This is a genomic window from Breoghania sp. L-A4 (assembly GCF_003432385.1).
Taxonomy (GTDB): domain Bacteria; phylum Pseudomonadota; class Alphaproteobacteria; order Rhizobiales; family Stappiaceae; genus Breoghania.
In genome coordinates this window covers 4,185,312-4,202,698 of record NZ_CP031841.1, presented here as the reverse complement: position 1 = coordinate 4,202,698, position 17,387 = coordinate 4,185,312, and the positions used below count along the sequence as shown (strand labels likewise).

17 protein-coding genes are annotated in these 17,387 nt (G+C 64.8%); 12 read left to right on the top strand and 5 right to left on the bottom strand.

Annotated elements, in window-relative coordinates:
- The first annotated feature begins 3 nt into the window (after positions 1–3).
- The 3 genes from D1F64_RS19215 to D1F64_RS19205 are packed head-to-tail and all read left to right on the top strand — an operon-like array spanning position 4 to position 2,454.
- Positions 4–369 carry a response regulator gene (locus D1F64_RS19215; RefSeq protein WP_117414725.1) on the top strand — a complete coding sequence of 122 codons (366 nt, stop codon included), beginning with the start codon at positions 4–6 and terminating at the stop codon, positions 367–369.
- Positions 370–394: 25 nt separating this feature from the next.
- Complete coding sequence (locus D1F64_RS19210) at positions 395–1,570, top strand: chemotaxis response regulator protein-glutamate methylesterase (RefSeq protein ID WP_162901659.1); 1,176 nt, start codon at positions 395–397, stop codon at positions 1,568–1,570.
- Positions 1,567–2,454 (top strand): protein-glutamate O-methyltransferase CheR, encoded by an 888-nt coding sequence (locus tag D1F64_RS19205; protein ID WP_117413736.1) that lies wholly within the window; start codon positions 1,567–1,569, stop codon positions 2,452–2,454. The genes D1F64_RS19210 and D1F64_RS19205 overlap by 4 nt, the downstream gene beginning before the upstream one ends.
- A gap of 353 nt (positions 2,455–2,807) precedes the next feature.
- Here the strand turns inward: D1F64_RS19205 and D1F64_RS19200 are convergent, their stop codons facing one another.
- Positions 2,808–3,503: a response regulator transcription factor gene (locus D1F64_RS19200; RefSeq protein ID WP_117413735.1), complete on the bottom strand. Its 696-nt coding sequence runs from the start codon at positions 3,501–3,503 to the stop codon at positions 2,808–2,810.
- Between the two features lie 369 nt (positions 3,504–3,872).
- Between D1F64_RS19200 and fliI the strand changes: the two genes are divergently transcribed.
- Positions 3,873–5,198 (top strand): flagellar protein export ATPase FliI, encoded by a 1,326-nt coding sequence (gene fliI, locus D1F64_RS19195; protein WP_117414724.1) that lies wholly within the window; start codon positions 3,873–3,875, stop codon positions 5,196–5,198.
- Between the two features lie 29 nt (positions 5,199–5,227).
- Complete coding sequence (fliJ, locus tag D1F64_RS19190; RefSeq protein WP_117413734.1) at positions 5,228–5,638, top strand: flagellar export protein FliJ; 411 nt, start codon at positions 5,228–5,230, stop codon at positions 5,636–5,638.
- Positions 5,639–5,918: 280 nt separating this feature from the next.
- Here fliJ and D1F64_RS19185 read toward each other — a convergent pair whose 3' ends face one another.
- On the bottom strand, positions 5,919–6,653 hold the full coding sequence (locus D1F64_RS19185) for an HAD family hydrolase (protein WP_117413733.1): 735 nt from the start codon (positions 6,651–6,653) through the stop codon (positions 5,919–5,921).
- Positions 6,650–7,606 carry an aminotransferase class IV gene (locus D1F64_RS19180; RefSeq protein WP_117413732.1) on the bottom strand — a complete coding sequence of 319 codons (957 nt, stop codon included), beginning with the start codon at positions 7,604–7,606 and terminating at the stop codon, positions 6,650–6,652. Before D1F64_RS19180 ends, D1F64_RS19185 begins: the two co-directional genes overlap by 4 nt.
- Positions 7,607–7,927: 321 nt before the next feature.
- Between D1F64_RS19180 and D1F64_RS19175 the strand changes: the two genes are divergently transcribed.
- The 6 genes from D1F64_RS19175 to D1F64_RS19150 all read left to right on the top strand — a co-directional run bounded on the left by D1F64_RS19175 (position 7,928) and on the right by D1F64_RS19150 (position 15,087).
- Positions 7,928–9,745, top strand: a complete 1,818-nt coding sequence (locus tag D1F64_RS19175) for a diguanylate cyclase (protein ID WP_117413731.1) — start codon at positions 7,928–7,930, stop codon at positions 9,743–9,745.
- A gap of 84 nt (positions 9,746–9,829) precedes the next feature.
- Positions 9,830–10,264 carry a paraquat-inducible protein A gene (locus tag D1F64_RS19170; RefSeq protein WP_117413730.1) on the top strand — a complete coding sequence of 145 codons (435 nt, stop codon included), beginning with the start codon at positions 9,830–9,832 and terminating at the stop codon, positions 10,262–10,264.
- Between the two features lie 200 nt (positions 10,265–10,464).
- Complete coding sequence (locus D1F64_RS19165) at positions 10,465–11,823, top strand: NAD(P)-dependent oxidoreductase (RefSeq protein ID WP_117413729.1); 1,359 nt, start codon at positions 10,465–10,467, stop codon at positions 11,821–11,823.
- A 12-nt stretch (positions 11,824–11,835) separates the two neighbouring features.
- Complete coding sequence (preA, locus tag D1F64_RS19160; RefSeq protein WP_117413728.1) at positions 11,836–13,143, top strand: NAD-dependent dihydropyrimidine dehydrogenase subunit PreA; 1,308 nt, start codon at positions 11,836–11,838, stop codon at positions 13,141–13,143.
- Entirely contained in the window at positions 13,140–14,075 is a 936-nt protein-coding gene (locus tag D1F64_RS19155) for a DMT family transporter (RefSeq protein WP_117413727.1), read from the top strand. The genes preA and D1F64_RS19155 overlap by 4 nt, the downstream gene beginning before the upstream one ends.
- An 85-nt stretch (positions 14,076–14,160) precedes the next feature.
- Positions 14,161–15,087, top strand: coding sequence for a glutaminase (locus D1F64_RS19150; protein ID WP_117414723.1), 927 nt, complete (start codon positions 14,161–14,163; stop codon positions 15,085–15,087).
- A 10-nt stretch (positions 15,088–15,097) separates the two neighbouring features.
- Here the strand turns inward: D1F64_RS19150 and D1F64_RS19145 are convergent, their stop codons facing one another.
- Positions 15,098–15,370: a hypothetical protein gene (locus D1F64_RS19145; RefSeq protein ID WP_162901658.1), complete on the bottom strand. Its 273-nt coding sequence runs from the start codon at positions 15,368–15,370 to the stop codon at positions 15,098–15,100.
- Positions 15,371–15,462: 92 nt separating this feature from the next.
- On the opposite strand from D1F64_RS19145, the gene D1F64_RS19140 reads away from it, so the two are divergent.
- Positions 15,463–16,395: a LysR family transcriptional regulator gene (locus tag D1F64_RS19140; RefSeq protein WP_117413725.1), complete on the top strand. Its 933-nt coding sequence runs from the start codon at positions 15,463–15,465 to the stop codon at positions 16,393–16,395.
- A 13-nt stretch (positions 16,396–16,408) separates the two neighbouring features.
- Here D1F64_RS19140 and D1F64_RS19135 read toward each other — a convergent pair whose 3' ends face one another.
- The gene (locus D1F64_RS19135) at positions 16,409–17,320 is read right to left on the bottom strand and encodes a branched-chain amino acid ABC transporter permease (protein ID WP_117413724.1); all 912 of its coding nucleotides are present in this window, start codon (positions 17,318–17,320) and stop codon (positions 16,409–16,411) included.
- Positions 17,321–17,387 lie beyond the last annotated feature (67 nt).

Sequence of the window (17,387 nt, the reverse complement as noted above, 5' to 3'; positions counted from 1 at the left end):
GCGATGAAAACGTGTTTGGTGGTCGATGATTCAAGCGTCATCCGAAAGGTGGCGCGCCGGATTCTCGAAGATCTGGAATTCACTATTTCGGAAGCCGAAGACGGCAAGGAAGCCCTCGACATCTGTCGAGCCGCCATGCCCGACGCGATCCTGCTCGACTGGAACATGCCGGTCATGGACGGGATGGAATTCCTCACGAACCTGCGTCAGGAAGAGGGCGGCGAGAAGCCGACCGTCGTCTTTTGCACCACGGAAAATGATGTCGCCCATATTGCCAAGGCCATTCGCGCGGGCGCGAACGAATACATCATGAAGCCGTTCGACCGCGAGATCGTCGAGGCGAAATTCCAAGAAGTCGGCCTGCTTTAAAAAATAAATATGATCGGCGCACATCATGACACTCGCTTCCCAGCCGGCTTCCCACGGAGCCGCAACGGTCACTGATCCCGTTCGCGTAATGGTCGTTGACGATTCCGTCGTCATCCGCGGTCTCATCGGGCGCTGGATCGACGCCGATCCGGCGCTTGCCGTGGTCGCGACTCATCGCAACGGCCAGCTCGCGGTCGATGACATCGAGCGCAGCAATCCCGATGTGGTGGTGCTGGATATCGAGATGCCGGTCATGGATGGCATGACGGCCCTGCCGTTGATGCTCGCCAAGAGGCGCGATCTGGTCGTGGTGATGGCGTCGACGCTGACCCGGCGCAACGCCGAGATCAGTTTGAAGGCGCTGTCGCTCGGCGCCCAGGAATACGTCCCGAAACCCGAATCCTCCGCCAACGTCACCACCTCGGTCGATTTCCGCCGGGACCTTATCGACAAGGTCAAGTCGCTGGGCATGCGCAAGCGTGACCGCGCCGCCGGCATCCGCCGGCCGATGCGCGCGGAAACCGCGGCAGGTGCAGCCGCCGCCCCGGCCGCCGCGCGCGCCGCAACGCGGCCCACTGGCCATACGGCAACGTTCACGCTGCGTCCCTACGCCTCGGTGAAGCCGCGCGTACTCGCCATTGGCAGCTCGACCGGCGGCCCGCAGGCGCTGCAGGCGCTGTTTCGCGATATCGGCTCGAGCCTGCGTGAGGTGCCGGTGCTGGTGACCCAGCATATGCCGCCCACATTCACGGCCATTCTGGCCGAACACATATCCAAGGCGGCAATGTGCCCGGCGGCGGAAGCGACCGACGGCGTGTTGCTGAAGCCCGGCCACATTTATGTGGCGCCCGGCGGCAAGCACATGGTCGTCGAGAAGACCGCGGCGGGTGTCGTGGCGCGCCTGAACGAGGATCCTCCGGTGAATTTCTGCAGGCCCGCCGTCGATCCGCTGTTTGACAGTGTGGCCAAGGCCTATGGGTCGGCGACCCTGGCGATCGTGCTGACCGGCATGGGGTCGGACGGCGCCAATGGCGCGCGCGCCATCGCCGCGAGCGGCGGCAGCATCATCGCGCAGGACGAGAAGAGCAGTGTCGTGTGGGGCATGCCGGGCGCGGCCGCGCATACCGGCCAGTGTTCCGACGTGCTTGCGCTGTCTGAAATCGGACCGAAGATCACACGCATTCTTGGAGGTCGCCGTTGACCCCCGCCGAGTTCGAGTATCTCAAAGGATTCCTGAAGACGCGCTCGGGCCTCGTGCTGAGCAGCGAGAAGCAGTATCTCGTCGAGAGCCGGCTGATGCCGATCGCGCGCAAGACCGGCCTGGAGTCGCTCAGCGTCCTGATCCAGAAGCTCAGGACCGGCACGGCGCGGGCGCTGGAGACGGATGTCGTCGAGGCGATGACGACGAACGAGTCGTTCTTCTTCCGTGACAAGACGCCCTTCGACAATTTCACGAACGTGATGCTGCCGGCGCTGATCGAAAAGCGGGCGATGAAGAAGCGCCTTCGCATCTGGTGCGCGGCCGCCTCGACGGGGCAGGAGCCCTATTCGCTGGCCATGTGCCTGAAGGAAGCCGCCGCGAAGATGCCCGGCTGGCGGTTCGAGATCATCGGCACGGACTTGTCGAACGAGGTGCTGGAGAAGGCCAAGACCGGCATCTACAGCCAGTTCGAGGTGCAGCGCGGGCTGCCGATCCAGCTGCTCTTGAAATATTTCAGCCAGACCGGCGACGTCTGGCAGGTGAACCCCGAGATCCGCGGCATGGTGCAGTGGCGCCAGCTCAACCTGCTGGAGAATTTCTCCACGCTGGGCGAGTTCGACATCATCTTCTGCCGCAACGTGCTGATCTATTTCGACCAGGCGGCGAAGTCCGACGTGTTGACGCGGGCGGCGAAGATCCTGCCCGCCGACGGCTATCTGGCCTTGGGGGCGGCGGAAACCGTGGTCGGGCTGTCGGACCAGTTCCAGCCGGTGCCGACCCTGCGCGGGCTCTACCAGCTACGCCCGGTGGCGGGGAGCGCCGCTTCCGGCGCAAGCATGCCGAAAGCCGCGGTTAGCGGCGGGCTGTCGCGCCTGGCGCGCTGAGCGATCACGGACAGACAATCGATAAAAAGGGAGCGTGGCCAGCCGTCACGCTCCCTTTTTTGTTTCGCAAGCGGTTCAAATGCAGCCCCGCGATGCCCGTTGCCGCTTACCCTGGACATCGGCTTCCCCGGCTGGTGCATGGGCGCCATGCGCGGGCGCGCGGGGATACCATTCATTGCTGTCCGCACGCGGGACGGGCGCGGCACGCCGTGCGCGCAACAGAAAGGGGCCCATGCCTGCGACGGCATGGGCCCCTTTATCCGGTATCTCGGGATTCTGAGCCGCTCCCGTGGGAAGACGCCTGGCCAATCTGGATGCGGACCGCGGGTGGGTCCGTCCGAAACAAGCCGGTCCTAGGAGGCGACCTTTTCCTCTTCCGGTTCGCGCAGCACGTAGCCGCGTCCCCAGACGGTCTCGATGTAGTTCTTGCCGGCTGTCGCGGCCGCCAGCTTCTTGCGAAGCTTGCAGATGAACACGTCGATGATCTTCAGTTCCGGCTCGTCCATGCCGCCGTAGAGATGATTGAGGAACATCTCCTTGGTGAGCGTCGTGCCCTTGCGCAGGGACAGAAGCTCCAGCATCTGGTATTCCTTGCCCGTCAGATGCACGCGCTGGCTGCTGACCTCGACCGTCTTGGTGTCGAGATTGACCGTCAGGTCGCCGGTCGTGATGACCGACTGGGCGTGGCCCTTGGAGCGGCGTACGATCGCGTGGATGCGGGCGACCAGCTCGTCCTTGTGGAACGGCTTGGTCATGTAGTCGTCCGCACCGAAACCGAGCCCGCGCACCTTGTCCTCGATGCCGGCGAGGCCGGAGAGGATCAGGATAGGCGTCTTGACCTTCGAGACCCGCAAGGTGCGCAGCACCTCGTATCCCGAGACGTCCGGCAGGTTCAGATCCAGCAGGATGATGTCATAGTCATACAACTTACCGAGGTCGATGCCTTCCTCGCCAAGGTCAGTCGTATAAACGTTAAAATTCTCGGACTTGAGCATCAATTCGATGCTCTGCGCCGTGGCGCTATCGTCCTCAATCAGCAGTACCCGCATGCCAAATTCCTCGTCTTGCCTATTCTGGGCAAATCGCACCTCAGTAAGGTCAGCGATCGCGGCGAATGACTGCTGTTAACCGCGGATCGAACTTTCGACACAATGGTTAACAAAAACTGATTCACTACCGCAAGCAATTTAAGGTCGAGTCTGTGGATTTTCGTCGAATTAGTTGAAATCCCCGATGAAAACCGCGTTCCGGTTGGTCAGAAATAACATGAGCGTTCCGACGTAAGTTGCCTTTTTGACTCGTACCTTCGATTGCATTGACCCGAAAGGCTCATGTTCCACCATAGCCTCGAGAATATGATTAACCAGATGTGTAAACGATCGGTTACCATCGGCGAAATGATTAACGGGATGGCGGAATTGCGCACCCTAATTAACGAAATCGAATCACTGGACCCGGTGGAAATCTACGGGCGGGTCGTGGGCGTGCAGGGATTGCTCGTCGAAGTCGCCGGTCCGGTGCACGAGATGAGCGTCGGCGCGCGCCTTTCCATCGAAAGCGACGGGGCGCTCGACAACGTTCTCGCCGAGGTGGTCGGCTTCCGTGACGAACGCGCGCTGTGCCTGCCGTTTTCCGGCATGGAGGGCGTGCGCATGGGCTGCCGGGCGGTGCTCGCCGAGCGCGACAGTTCCGTGCGGCCGTCGCAGGCCTGGCTCGGCCGGGTCATCAACGCCATGGGTGAACCGATCGACGGCAAGGGCGAACTTCCGCGCGGGCTGGAAGCGCGGGCGCTGCGGCGCAAGCCGCCGGCGCCGGGCGAGCGCATGCGCGTCGGCGGGCCGATCGATCTCGGGGTGCGCGCGCTCAACACCTTCGCCACCTGCTGCCAGGGGCAGCGGATGGGCATTTTCGCGGGCTCGGGCGTCGGAAAGTCGGTGCTGCTGTCGATGCTGGCGCGCAACACCTCCGCCGACGTGACGGTGATCGGACTGATCGGCGAGCGCGGCCGCGAGGTGCAGGAGTTCATTCAGGACGATCTGGGCGATGAGGGCCTTGCGCGCGCGGTGGTGATCGTCGCAACGTCGGACGAAAGCGCGCTGATGCGCCGCCAGGCCGCCTATCTGACGCTGGCGGTCTCGGAGTTCTTCCGTGATGAAGGCTCCAGCGTCTTGTGCATGATGGATTCCGTGACCCGCTTCGCCATGGCGCAGCGCGAGATCGGTCTGGCCGCCGGCGAGCCGCCGACCTCGAAGGGGTATACGCCCACGGTGTTCACGGAACTGCCGCGGCTTCTGGAGCGCGCGGGCCCCGGTCCCGCCGGAAGCGGAACGATCTCGGCGTTGTTTACGGTTCTGGTGGAAGGCGACAACCACAACGAGCCGGTGGCGGATGCGGTGCGCGGCATTCTCGACGGCCACATCGTGATGGAGCGCGCCATCGCCGAGCGCGGCCGCTTCCCGGCCATTAATGTTTTGAAATCAGTTTCGCGTACAATGCCTGGCTGTGTACCGGAACATGCCCGAGAGTTGATTCTTCAGGCGAGGCGGCTGATGTCCGCCTACGCCGATATGGAGGAATTGATCAGGCTGGGCGCGTACCGGAGCGGGTCCGATCCGCTCGTCGACGCTGCGATCGCCAAACACGATGCGCTGGAAGCCTTCCTGAATCAGGGAAAAGCCGAGGCCACCAGCATCGAAGACGGTTATTTGCAGCTTGCCAACCTTTTGGAAATGACTCTGGAGTAGCGTGTCTCAGGTCAGGGGAGTACTGCGTAATGAAGTCCCGTGAGAGCCTAATTCGCCTGAAACGGTTTCAGGTCGACGACAAACGACGCCAGTTGGCGCAGATCGAGACGATGATCGCCGAATTCGACCGCATGGCGGGCGAGCTCGATGCTCAGATCGCATCCGAGCAGGAGCGCGTCGGCATCGACGACGTGAGCCATTTCGCCTATCCAACGTTCGCCAAGGCGGCGATGCAGCGGCGCGACAACCTCAAGGCTTCGGCCGAGGAGTTGCACGGCCAGCAGGAGCGTGCCCAGGACGAACTGGCGGAAGCGGTCGAGGAGCTCAAGAAGATCGAGCTGCTCGAGGAGCGTGATCAGGAACGCGAGCGCGAAGCCGCGGATCTGGCCGAACAGGAAGAACTGGACGAGATCGCCGGCCGCAATCACGCGTACCGTTGAGGCGGGCGCGCATGCCTGCCGGCGATGAGTTCCTTTCGCATCCCTGACGCTGCTGTGGGCCGTCCGGCGGTCCGCACCCGATGGTTCACACGATCCTCACCCCGTCTGTTGTATCGTATCGCCAATTCGCGTTCCCGCATCCCGCTGTGCTTTTTCCCTCTGCTGCGCGTCCACCCGCACGCAGATGGAGTTCTTCGCTTTCCCCGGCAACGGGCCCTGGCCGGACGCCGCCTCGCGGTGCGCGCATCGAGGCCGTGACGGCGCGACATACCGATCCCGATCAGAGGCGATGTTTCGCCAGCCTTTCGTAGTGCGGGCGCGCGGCCTCGGCGATGGGTTTCAGGGCATCGTCGAGAGTCTCGAACGCGACCGGGTCGCGCGGCGGCGCGAACCCCGTCGAGGCCTCCACCGCGTGATACCAGTGCGGCGCCCAGACGCCGTCGCTGTCCCTGCGGCCCGCAGGCCACGACAGCATGGCGGGATCGAAGGCAACGCCGAGCGCCGCGCACAGCCGCGTAAGCACCCCTCGCGGATCCGCCAGCACGTCATTTGACGCCACCACAGGCGGCGCTTCACCCAAACGCTCCGCGACGCGATCGAAAATCTCCGCCTGCTGCGTGAAGCCGATGTCGTCGAGCGTGACCGCGCCGCGCTTGACCGTGTAGGAGGCCAGCACGCTCTCCGGATCGCGGATCAGAAACGCATGCCGGACCTCCGCGTGGTCCATCCAGTCGCGGCCGAAAGCGCCGACCATGTGCTGCGTCATGTGCTTCTGGTAGAACACCGGCGCGCCGCCGGGCGCGGGACCGATGGCCTGCTCCGCGACCTTGCGCCAGTCGGTCTCGTGGTGGGCGAGAATGGCGTCGCCCATCGGATGCTCGATGCGGGTCTGCCTGAGATAGGCGGCGTAGAAGGGCTCGTCCCACACGGCGGTGTCCGCGCGGTTCTCGAATGCGCGCATCATCGCGGTGGAGATGTTGCGCGGACCCGACCACATGGCGATGCGGATCGTCATTGCGCGCGCCCGTCCTTGCCCTGGGGACGTGTGACCGTGGATTTCGCGAAGTCCTTGTAGAGCGCACTCAGTTTCGCCGTGAGCGGGCCGCTGTGCCCGCCGCCGGGCGCGGGCGCCCCGATTTCGCGGCCGTCGACGGAGCGCACCGGGGTGAGCCCCGCGAAGGTGCCGGTGACGAAGGCCTCGTCGGCGCCATAGACATCAAACAGCGAGAAGCGTTTCTCGTGCACCGGAATGCCGTTGGCGCGGCAGAGCGCGATGACGTTGGAGCGGGTGATGCCGCCCAGGCAATAGGTGCCGTCCGAGGTCCAGACCTCGCCGTTGCGAATGATGAAGAAATGCGTCGAGTTGCAGGTGGCTACGCAGCCCTGCGGATCCAGCATCAGGGCCTCGTCGGCGCCGGCCTTGGTCGCCTGGATGCAGGCCTGGATGCAGTTGATCTTGGAGTGGCTGTTGAGCTTCTGGTCCTGCATGTCGGGCGCTGTGCGGCGCACGTGCACGGTGAACAGCGTGATGCCGTTTTCGATGACCTGCGGATTGGCGGTCTTGTACTCCGGGATGATGACGATGGTCGGTCCGCCGATGGTGACGCGGGGATCCTGATACGGGGTCTTCTTGACGCCCCGGGTGACCATCAGGCGAATGTGCGCGCCCTCGACCATGCCGTTCGCGGCCAGGCACTCGAAGATCCGGGCCGTGAGTTCCGTCCTGTCCAGCCCGATGTCCATGTCGAGATATTTCGCGCCGTCAAAGAGCCGGTCGAGATGCGCGTCGAGGAAGGCGATGCCGCCGTCGACCACGCGCAGGCCCTCCCAGACGCCGTCTCCGAGAATGAAACCGGAGTCGAACACCGACACCACCGCCTGCTGCCGGGGCACCAGCTCGCCATTGACGGAAATCAGGATATCCGCGTTGCGCGGGTCGTCGAAATAGTCGTGCGTGCCGGTCGTCATCGTCGGGAATTGCCTCGGGTGTGGGGACAGGGAAGGCGACTGTTCCACGCGTCTGACTGATTGGCAATCGCGATGCTGTGAGGCGTTTCTGCGGGCCGGAAGCGGCCGGCCATAAGGCCATGACCTCGAGCCGGGGATCGACTGTGAGAAGGCAGGTAGGTTGCCTGTCCGTGTAAGTATATATCCGCTGTATGGGCGGTGATTGTTTTAAATACCAAGGATAAATTTTCGGATTCTATGTGTTTTTCAGATATTAGACGTTGTTTCATATATTTGTAGTGTTCTGGAATCCAGGGATGCGAAAAATCCGGGACTTCGTGAATGATCCAAAAGGGCGTGGTTGAAATTCTCAAGGGGATCGTGCTGACGCAGGTGGCGATCTTCGCCATCGCATTTTGCGCGATCTCCGGCGCGGCGGCGTTTTCGCTGGTCCAGCAGTATCGGCTAACCAAGGAGCATGATCGGGCGCTCGTCAGCGCGCATCTCTCCGACGCGTCCGACAAGCTCAGGGGCATCGTGATTGATTTCGGTTTCTGGGACGAAGCCGTCGACATGATCGCGAGTCGCGATGTGGAGACGTTGGAACGGGAGCTGACCGGCTATCTGCTCACCGTTCACAAGCTGGATCTCGCCGTGGTGATCGACGCGGCGGGGACCCGCATGGCCCCGGTTGAAAAGGAAGATCATCACGCCGACGATTTTCGCGAGCTCTTCAAGGTGGAGATCGCGAAGCTGATCGCGCGGCGCAATGAGCGCATGGAGGGACAGCAGAACGCCGGCGGTGCGGTGGGCTGGGTGATGCTGGGCGGACTGCCGCATCTGGTGGCGCTGTCGCCTGTCTACACCTCGGAGCAATTTGAGACTCGGACCTTGCCCGCGGTGATGTCGTGGCTCGTCTTGGCGATGGCGGTTGACGGCGCGATGCTCGGCAGGATGGCAGAGCGCTATTCCCTGAAGGACGCGGCGGTGACACCCGCAGGCGCGGACGGGTTCAACAATGCCCTTCGCCTGCGCATGAACGACGGCACGGTTCCTGTGCAGATCGCCTGGAACAGCCGGCCGATCGGCGTGATGTTCGTGCTCGTCGCGGTGCCCTTCATGCTGGTCAGCACGTTGTTGCTGTTCGCGTTCAGCTTGCGCGTGATCCGGCGCACCCAGGCGGTGGGTCGTTCCCTGGATATTCTGCATCACGAGACGCAGATGGAGCGGGCGCAGCTGCGCTCGCTGTTCGACAACGCGCGCGATTCCCTTCTGGTGTATGACGCCACCCGCACGATCGTCGACTGTAACCACCAGCTCTGCGAGCGTCTGGGCTTTGCCCGCGAGTCGCTGATCGGCCGGCCGGTCGAGACGATTGTCGTCGAGTATCCGGGAGACAATCCGGTGGCCTCTGGCGCCGAGGACGAGTTTGTGAGCGCGTTGCGCACCGTATCGAACGAAATGGTTCCCGTGGAAGTCCGCCTGGGATTTTTCGGCAAGGAAGACGAGCGTCAGTATCTTATTTCCGCGCGCGACATCACCGCCCGCCTCGAGGCGGAAAAGGCGATCTGGCACAAGGCGCACTTTGACCCCCTGACCGATCTGCCAAACCGGGCCCTGTTCGGTTCCGAATTCGCTGACCATCTGGATCGCTCGGCGGAAGCCGGGAGCCGCTGCGCGCTGTTGTATGTGGACCTGGACGGTTTCAAGGCGATCAACGACACCTACGGGCATGATGCGGGCGACGCGCTGTTGCGCGCGGTGGCCAATCGGTTTCGCGGTCACATGCGCGAGAATGATCTCGTGGCGCGGCTGGGCGGCGACGAGTTCGCTGTGATCCTTCCCGGCATCGCCGCGCCTGAGGATGTGATTGGCATCGCGGAAAGCCTCGCCGGGCGGCTGGCCCAGCCCTATGATCTGGAGCAGGCTCGGGTGGAAATCTCCGCCAGCATCGGAATCGCCATTGCGCCCGAGGACGGACGCACGCCGGGCGCGCTTCTGCTTGCCGCGGACAAGGCGATGTATGAGGCCAAGTATTCCGATGGCGGATGCTATCGCCTGGCCGGCGCCGTCGTTTCATCCGGCAAGCCCGGCAGAGACGACGCCGCGCCCGGCGGGCCGGCGCGGACTGTAGCCGGCAGGCGTACACGGCGCGGGTAGGCCGGCGGCTTGCCGTGGCGCGGGCGCTGTGGGACAACGGCGGGGCCGTCGCGCGCGGCCTCCCGCACACAGCCAAGGTCGCCCATGCGCCTGTTTCTCTCCCTCTTGCTGCCGCTCGCCTCCTTCTCCTTCGCGCTGGGGCTCACGCTGCCGCTGGTGCGCTTCGAGAAGCTGTATTTTTTCGAGGAAACCCCGTCGCTCATCGAGATCGTGCTGGAGCTGACGCGCGGCGAGGACGCGGCGCTCGGTGTGCTGGTGGGCTGCTTTTCCATTGCGTTGCCGGCCGTCAAGCTGCTGCTGTTGCATGTGGTGGCCTTCGGTGGCGGACGCGGCCGCTCGCTGACGCTGCTGGGCGCTGTCGGCAAGTGGTCGATGATGGACGTGATGCTGGTGGCGCTGGTGATTTTCGCGGCCAAGACCAGCGGCTTCGCCACCGCCGTGACCCAGCCCGGCATCTGGTTCTATGCCTTCGCGACGCTCGCCAGCGCCGTGGCCGCGCTGATCTGCGGCCGCCGCTGATTTGGCTGATCTTTCTGATTAATTTTTACCTGTGCCGTCTTTTGCGGCACAATCGGCGCCGCGCGCGCAAAATTCGCGCGGCCGGGCGCGCAATTAATATTTGACTATTTGGTCAAAAAATACCGAAACTGACGATGCAGCTCCTCCGCGCAACGAGAGGAGCGCCGGAGAATGATCGCCAACACCTTTCGGAGGTTTCCATGACCGAAGCCAAGGCCGGTCCGGACATTGCGCCCGGCCGTCTGTCCGCGGACTCCTATTTGAGGAATTTCCAGGACCTGCATCCGCCGCTGCACGCGCATGAGGCCATCGTCGAGGCCGACCGCTGCTATTTCTGTTTTGACGCGCCGTGCACCATCGCGTGCCCGACGTCGATCGACATCCCGATGTTCATCCGCCAGATTTCCACCGGAAACCCGGTCGGTTCGGCCAAGACCATTTTCGAGCAGAACATTCTGGGCGGCATGTGCGCCCGCGTCTGTCCGACCGAAACCCTGTGCGAGCAGGCCTGCGTGCGCATGGAGGGTGAGGGCAAGCCGGTGAAGATCGGCCAGCTGCAGCGCTATGCGACCGATCACCTGATGGAGATCGACACGGTCGATTTCCACACCCGCGCCGCGCCCACGGGCAAGCGCGTGGCGGTCGTCGGCGGCGGCCCGGCGGGGCTGGCCTGCGCGCACCGGCTGGCTGAACTGGGCCATGATGTGACGATTTTCGAGGCGCGCGAGAAACTCGGAGGCCTCAACGAATACGGCATCGCCGCCTACAAGACGGTCGACGGCTTCGCTCAGGCCGAGGTGGACTTCGTGCTCGCCGTCGGCGGGATTTCGGTCGAGACCGGCAAGGCGCTGGGCCGCGACATTACGCTCGCGGGGCTGCGGTCCGAATATGACGCGGTGTTTCTCGGCATGGGGCTGGGCGGCGTCAACGCGCTGCGCGCCGAGGGCGAGGATCTCGACGGCGTGCTCGACGCGGTCGATTATATCGCTGAGTTGCGTCAGGCGAAGGATCTCTCGACGCTGCCGGTGGGGCGGCGCATCGTCGTCATTGGCGGCGGCATGACGGCCATCGACATCGCGGTGCAGACAAAGCTTCTGGGCGCCGAGGAGGTGACGATTGCCTACCGGCGCGGCGCGGAGCAGATGAACGCCAGTCCTTACGAACAGGAACTCGCCATGACCTCCGGCGTCACCATCCGGCACTGGATGAAGCCGGTGGCGATCGAGGGCGAGGCGGGCCATGTGACCGGCGTCGTGCTGGAGCGTACAATCCTCGATGACGCGGGCCGGTTGATCGGCACCGGCGAGGCCACGCGGATTTCCGCGGATCAGGTGTTCAAGGCCATCGGCCAGACGTTCATCGCGGATGCGGTGAGCGGCGGCGCGGACGCGCTGGAGCTCGACGGCAGCCGCATCAAGGTCGACGCCGACGGCCGCACGTCACTCGCCGATGTCTACGCGGGCGGCGACTGTGTCGCGGGCGGCGAGGACCTCACGGTCGCGGCCGTCGCCGACGGCAAGCGCGCAGCGGATGCGATCCACGCATCCTTCGGTCTTTGAAGGGAGGCACCCATGGCTGATCTGAGAACCACTTTCGCCGGCATCACCTCGCCGAACCCCTTCTGGCTGGCCTCCGCGCCGCCGACCGACAAGGAATACAACGTCGTGCGTGCCTTCCAGGCGGGCTGGGGCGGCGTGGTCTGGAAGACGCTCGGTGACGGCGATCCCGTCGTCAACGTCAACGGCCCGCGCTATGGCGCGACCCACGGCAAGGACCGGCAACTGACCGGCTTCAACAACATAGAGCTGATCACCGACCGGCCGCTGCAGCTCAACCTGCAGGAAATCAAGCGAGTCAAGAAGGACTGGCCCGACCGCGCGCTGGTGGTCTCGCTGATGGTGCCGTGCGAGGAGCAGAACTGGGCCGATATCCTCAAGCTTGTCGAGGAGACCGAGGCCGATGGCGTCGAACTCAACTTCGGCTGTCCGCACGGCATGAGCGAGCGCGGCATGGGCTCGGCCGTCGGCCAGGTACCGGAATACATCGAGATGGTCACGCGCTGGTGCAAGAAGCACACGCGCATGCCGGTGATTGTCAAGCTGACGCCCAACATCACGGACATCCGTCATCCGGCGCGTGCCGCCTTCCAGGGCGGCGCCGACGCGGTCTCGCTGATCAACACCATCAACTCGATCGTCAGCGTCGATCTCGATCTGATGGCGCCCACTCCGACGATCGACGGCAAGGGCTCGCATGGCGGCTTCTGCGGTCCGGCGGTCAAGCCCATCGCGCTGAACATGGTGGCGGAGATCGCCCGCGACGCGGAGATGCCGAAGCTTCCGATCTCCGGCATCGGCGGCATCACGACCTGGCGGGACGCCGCGGAATTCATCGCGTTGGGCTGCGGCAACGTGCAGGTGTGCACGGCGGCGATGACCTACGGCTTCAAGATCGTCGAGGAGATGAAGGAAGGCCTGTCGGACTGGATGGACGAGAAGGGCTATGCGAGCGTCGAGGAGATCGTCGGCCGCGCGGTGCCCAATGTCACCGATTGGCGCTATCTCAATCTCAACTACATCGCCAAGGCGAAGATCGACCAGGAGCTGTGCATCAAGTGCGGCCGCTGCCACATCGCCTGCGAGGACACATCGCATCAGGCGATCACCTCGTCGATCAACGGGGTGCGGGGCTTTGAGGTGATCGATGCGGAATGTGTCGGCTGCAATCTCTGCGTCAGCGTGTGTCCGGTGGAGAACTGCATCACCATGGAGGCGATGGCGCCCGGCGAGATCGACCCGCGCACCGGTGCGCCGGTGCTCGGCACCTACGCCAACTGGACGACGCACCCCAACAACCCCAGCCGGGTCGCGGCGGAGTGAGCGACGCCGTACCCGTTGCGAATGACTCGGCCCCGGCGCATCCCGCCGGGGCCGAAATCGGCTTGGCGCATGCGGCGATGCTGCTGTTCGCGTTGATCATCAGCACGTCGTTTCCGCTCGGCGCGGCGATCGCCTCCGAGCTCGATCCGGTCGTCCTCACCTTGCTGCGCTTCGTGCTGGCGACGGCGCTGTTCGGCGGGCTGGTCACGGCGCGCGGCGGCTGGTACCGGCCGGGTCTGCGGCAGGCGGGCGGCTATCTGTGGATCGGCTCGCTGCTGGCGCTCTATTTCATCTCCATGTTCGAGGCGCTGCGCTGGACGAGCGCGGTCAACACGAGCGCGCTGTTCACGCTGGTGCCCGTGGTCGCGGCGGTGGTCGCCTATTTCCTGCTGGGGCAGCGGATCTCGCGGCTGCAACGCGTCTGCCTGGGGCTTGGGGCCGCCGGCGCGCTGGTGGTGCTGTTCGGCGAGGACCTGGCGCAACTCTCCGCCTTCCGGCTGGGCCATGGCGAACTGGTGTTCATCGTCGGCTGCGTCGCCTATGGCACCTACATACCCTTCGTGCGCAAGGCGCACGGACGCGAGCCGCTGGTCTCCTTCACCTTCTGGTGCCTGGCGGCCAGCACGCTCATTCTGGCGCTGGCGTCGCTGCCCAGGCTCGGCGGCGTCGACTGGACGGGCCTGCCCTCGCACATCTATCTCGGCATCGCCTATCTGGCGGTCTTTCCCACCGCCATCACCTTCTATCTCAGCAAATACGCCGGGCTGCGGCTGCCGTCCGGCCCGCTCATGGGCTACACCTATCTGGTGCCCGGTTTCGTCGTCGTGGAGGAACTGATCCTCGGCGGACCGTGGCCGGGGCCATATGTCATCGGCGGCGTCCTGCTCACCGCCATCGTGACGGTGATCCTGCAGATCGGCGGCCGGCGCTGAGCTTTCAGACGCGAGGACGGGCGACTTGCCCCGCGCGCATGAAACACTCATGGTGCCGCCGCACCCGCTGTTGGAGACATGCCGCGTGACTGACCTGAGAACCGTCGTGAGCGAGATCGCGCAGGAGATGGCCGGGCGCTCCGAGCGTGGGACGGTGGCGCATTACATTCCCGAACTGGCCTGCGTCGATCCCGCGCGCTTCGGCATCGCGGTGATGTTGGCCGACGGTACGCAGATCGCGGCAGGCGACTGCGACGAACCGTTCTCCATCCAGAGCGTGTCCAAGGTCTTCACGCTGACGCTGGCGCTCGGCAAGGTCGGAGACGGGCTGTGGCGCAGCGTCGGGCGCGAGCCCTCGGGCAACGCGTTCAACTCCATCGTCCAGCTCGAGCAGGAGCAGGGGCGGCCGCGCAATCCGTTCATCAACGCCGGCGCGCTTGTGGTCACCGACACGATCCTGTCCGGCCACCAGCCGCGCGAGGCGCTGGGCGAGATCCTGCGGTTTTTGCATTTCATCACCGGCGACGACGGCATCGGCATCGACGAGGCCGTGGCCGCGTCGGAGAAGCAGACCGGCTACCGCAACGCTGCGCTCGCCAACTACATGAAATCCTTCGGCGTGCTGGACAATCCGGTGGCGCATGTTCTGGGCGTGTATTTTCATCATTGCGCCATCGCCATGAGCTGCCGCCAACTGGCTTCGGCCACGCGCTATCTGGCGTTTCTGGGGCGCAATCCCGACACCGGTCATTCGGTGATCTCGGTGGAGCGCGCCCGGCGCATCAACGCCCTGATGCTGACCTGCGGGCACTACGACGGCTCGGGAGAGTTCGCCTTCCGCGTCGGTCTTCCCGGCAAGAGCGGGGTGGGCGGCGGCATCATCGCGGTTGTGCCGGGAATCGCCTCGGTCGCGGTTTGGTCGCCGGGGCTCGACCCGGTCGGCAATTCGCGGCTGGGCACCGAGGCTCTGGAAATGCTCGCCCGGCGCATGCACTGGTCGGTGTTCGGCTGAGGCGTGGCGCTCAGATTTCCGATTGACGTACGGCGCTCAGGGCGTTCTCCACCAGCGTCAGGTGCTTGACGAGCCATCGGCGCGTCTCGGCGTCCGGCCGGTCGTCACCGTCCAGCGCGTGCCGGATCTTGGCGCGGGCGGCCATCAGTTCCGCGCGGCCGATGACCAGGCACTCGGCGACCTCGACCCGGACCGTATCATCGAAACCGAGGTTCTCGGGAAACGGCAGGGTGCGGAGGTCCGGCATTCCGCCGGGGCCGCATGAGGCTTCTTGCTGGCGCATGAGCAGTCTCCCGTTTCATTCCCCACTCAGGCTAGCGCTGTCATTGCATACTTGCTATACGAGTCTCGATACAATCTTCATATGTTTTGGATATGATGGACCTGCGGCAGCTGCGCTATTTCATGGCCGTTTTCGAGGAGCGCCACATCACGCGGGCGGCCGAACGCCTGTCCATGCAGCAACCGCCATTGAGCACGCAGATCAAGGCCTTGGAGACGTCGCTCGGCGTGCGCCTGTTCCATCGTGTGCCGCGCGGCGTGGAACCGACGCCGGCCGCGATTTCGCTCTACGACGACGCTTGCCGGATCGTCGACCTGATGCGCGATGCGGTTGAGAAAACCAGGAAGATCGACCGCGGCACGGCGGGGCATCTGGTGGTCGGGGTCACCGGATCGACCCTGACGCATCCGCTTGCCAAACAGGCGATCGGCCGGTTCCGCCAGGAGCGTCCCGAGGTGACCATCTCGATCCGCGGCGACGGCTCGGTCGAACTGCAGGCGGGTCTGGCGGCCAGGATGATCGATGTCGCCTTCGTCCAGCGCATGCGAAAGACCGACGCGTCGCTACGGTTCGAGGAACTGGTTGAGGAGGCGATGATCGCGGTCGTGCCGGAGACGCTCGCCGAAGCCTACGGCATTGCCGGCGACACGATCACGCTGAGCGCCCTGTCGCGCCTGCCGCTTATTCTCTACCGGCGGTCGACCGAGCCGGTTCTCTACAACGAGATCCAAAGCGCCTTCGCCAACGCCGCGCTGCCGTTTGACGTGGTGCAGGAGGCTCCGAACCTGACCGGTGCGATCGATCTCGTATCCACCGGGCTGGGCGTTTCCATCGTCCCGCGCTCCGTCCGCGGGAGCCGCATGCCCGGCGTGCGTTATGTGCGCATCGAGGGCGGCATGGGACCGGTCTCCACCGTGGTGCTCGGCACGCGGCGGCTGGAGCCGTCGGAACTGGTCAAGGCGTTCCGAGCCACCGTGCTGCGGGTGCAGGACGCCTATCGTGCGTCGGATCCATCGGGAGGCTGAGGGCGCGCCCAGCCTATCGCAGCGGATCGGCCAGAAGCCCGGTCGGACGCGCCATCAGCAGTGCAGTCATGGCGGCGAAACTGGCGACATCGCGGTACGTCGCGGAGACGAGAACCGTCCAGGCTGTTTCGAACCCCGCCAGCGCCAGCGCGCCGAGTACCGCGCCGCCGGGCGCGGCGAAGCCGCCCAGGATCACCACATAGAGCGCCTTGAGCCCGATGATCATGCCGCCGGAAAAGCTTGAATTGCCGTAGAGCACCGCCATCAGCGCGCCCGCGGAGCCGGCCAGCAGCGCCGACAGGGCCAATGTGGCCGTGATGGTGGCGCCTGTATTGATGCCAAGAAGCCGCGCCATGGCCGCGTCCTCGCTCACCGCCCGCCATGCCCTGCCGAACGCGGAGAGGCGCAGCAGTGCCAGCAGTCCGCCGGTAAGCGCGGCGCAGGCGGCCAGCACGATCAGCCGCATCGGGGTGATCAGGACCGCAAAATCCTCGCCGCCAAGCAGCAGGACCGGGTCGGCCAGCACCGGCTCCATCCACAGCTCGCGCGACAGGCTCGCCAGCCGCACCGTCTCCTCGAGCACGATGGCGACGCCGATGGTGGCGATCAGCATGGCGAGCCCGCGGCTGTTCGCCAGCGGCTTGACGACGATGGCGGCGAGGACCAGGCCCAGAAGCACGGAAGCGGCGAGCCCGTAGCCGAGCGCGAAGACGAGGGGAATCGCGGTGGCATAGGGCAGGAGGATGCCGGCCAGCCCGAACCCGGCGATGGTCATGGACCCTCCCCACATGGCCATCGCGCCAAACGCCAGGTTGATGCGCCCGGTGACGCCATGCAGCAGGATGTAGGCGACCGCCAGCAGCGCATAGAAGCCGGCCACCTGGAGGGTGTTCAGGATCTGCTGCAGGAGGTAGCCGAGGGACATGGGACACCCGGGATGGACGACGGACGTGACGGCCGGAGCCGCTTGCCACTTAGATCGCACCCGCTCA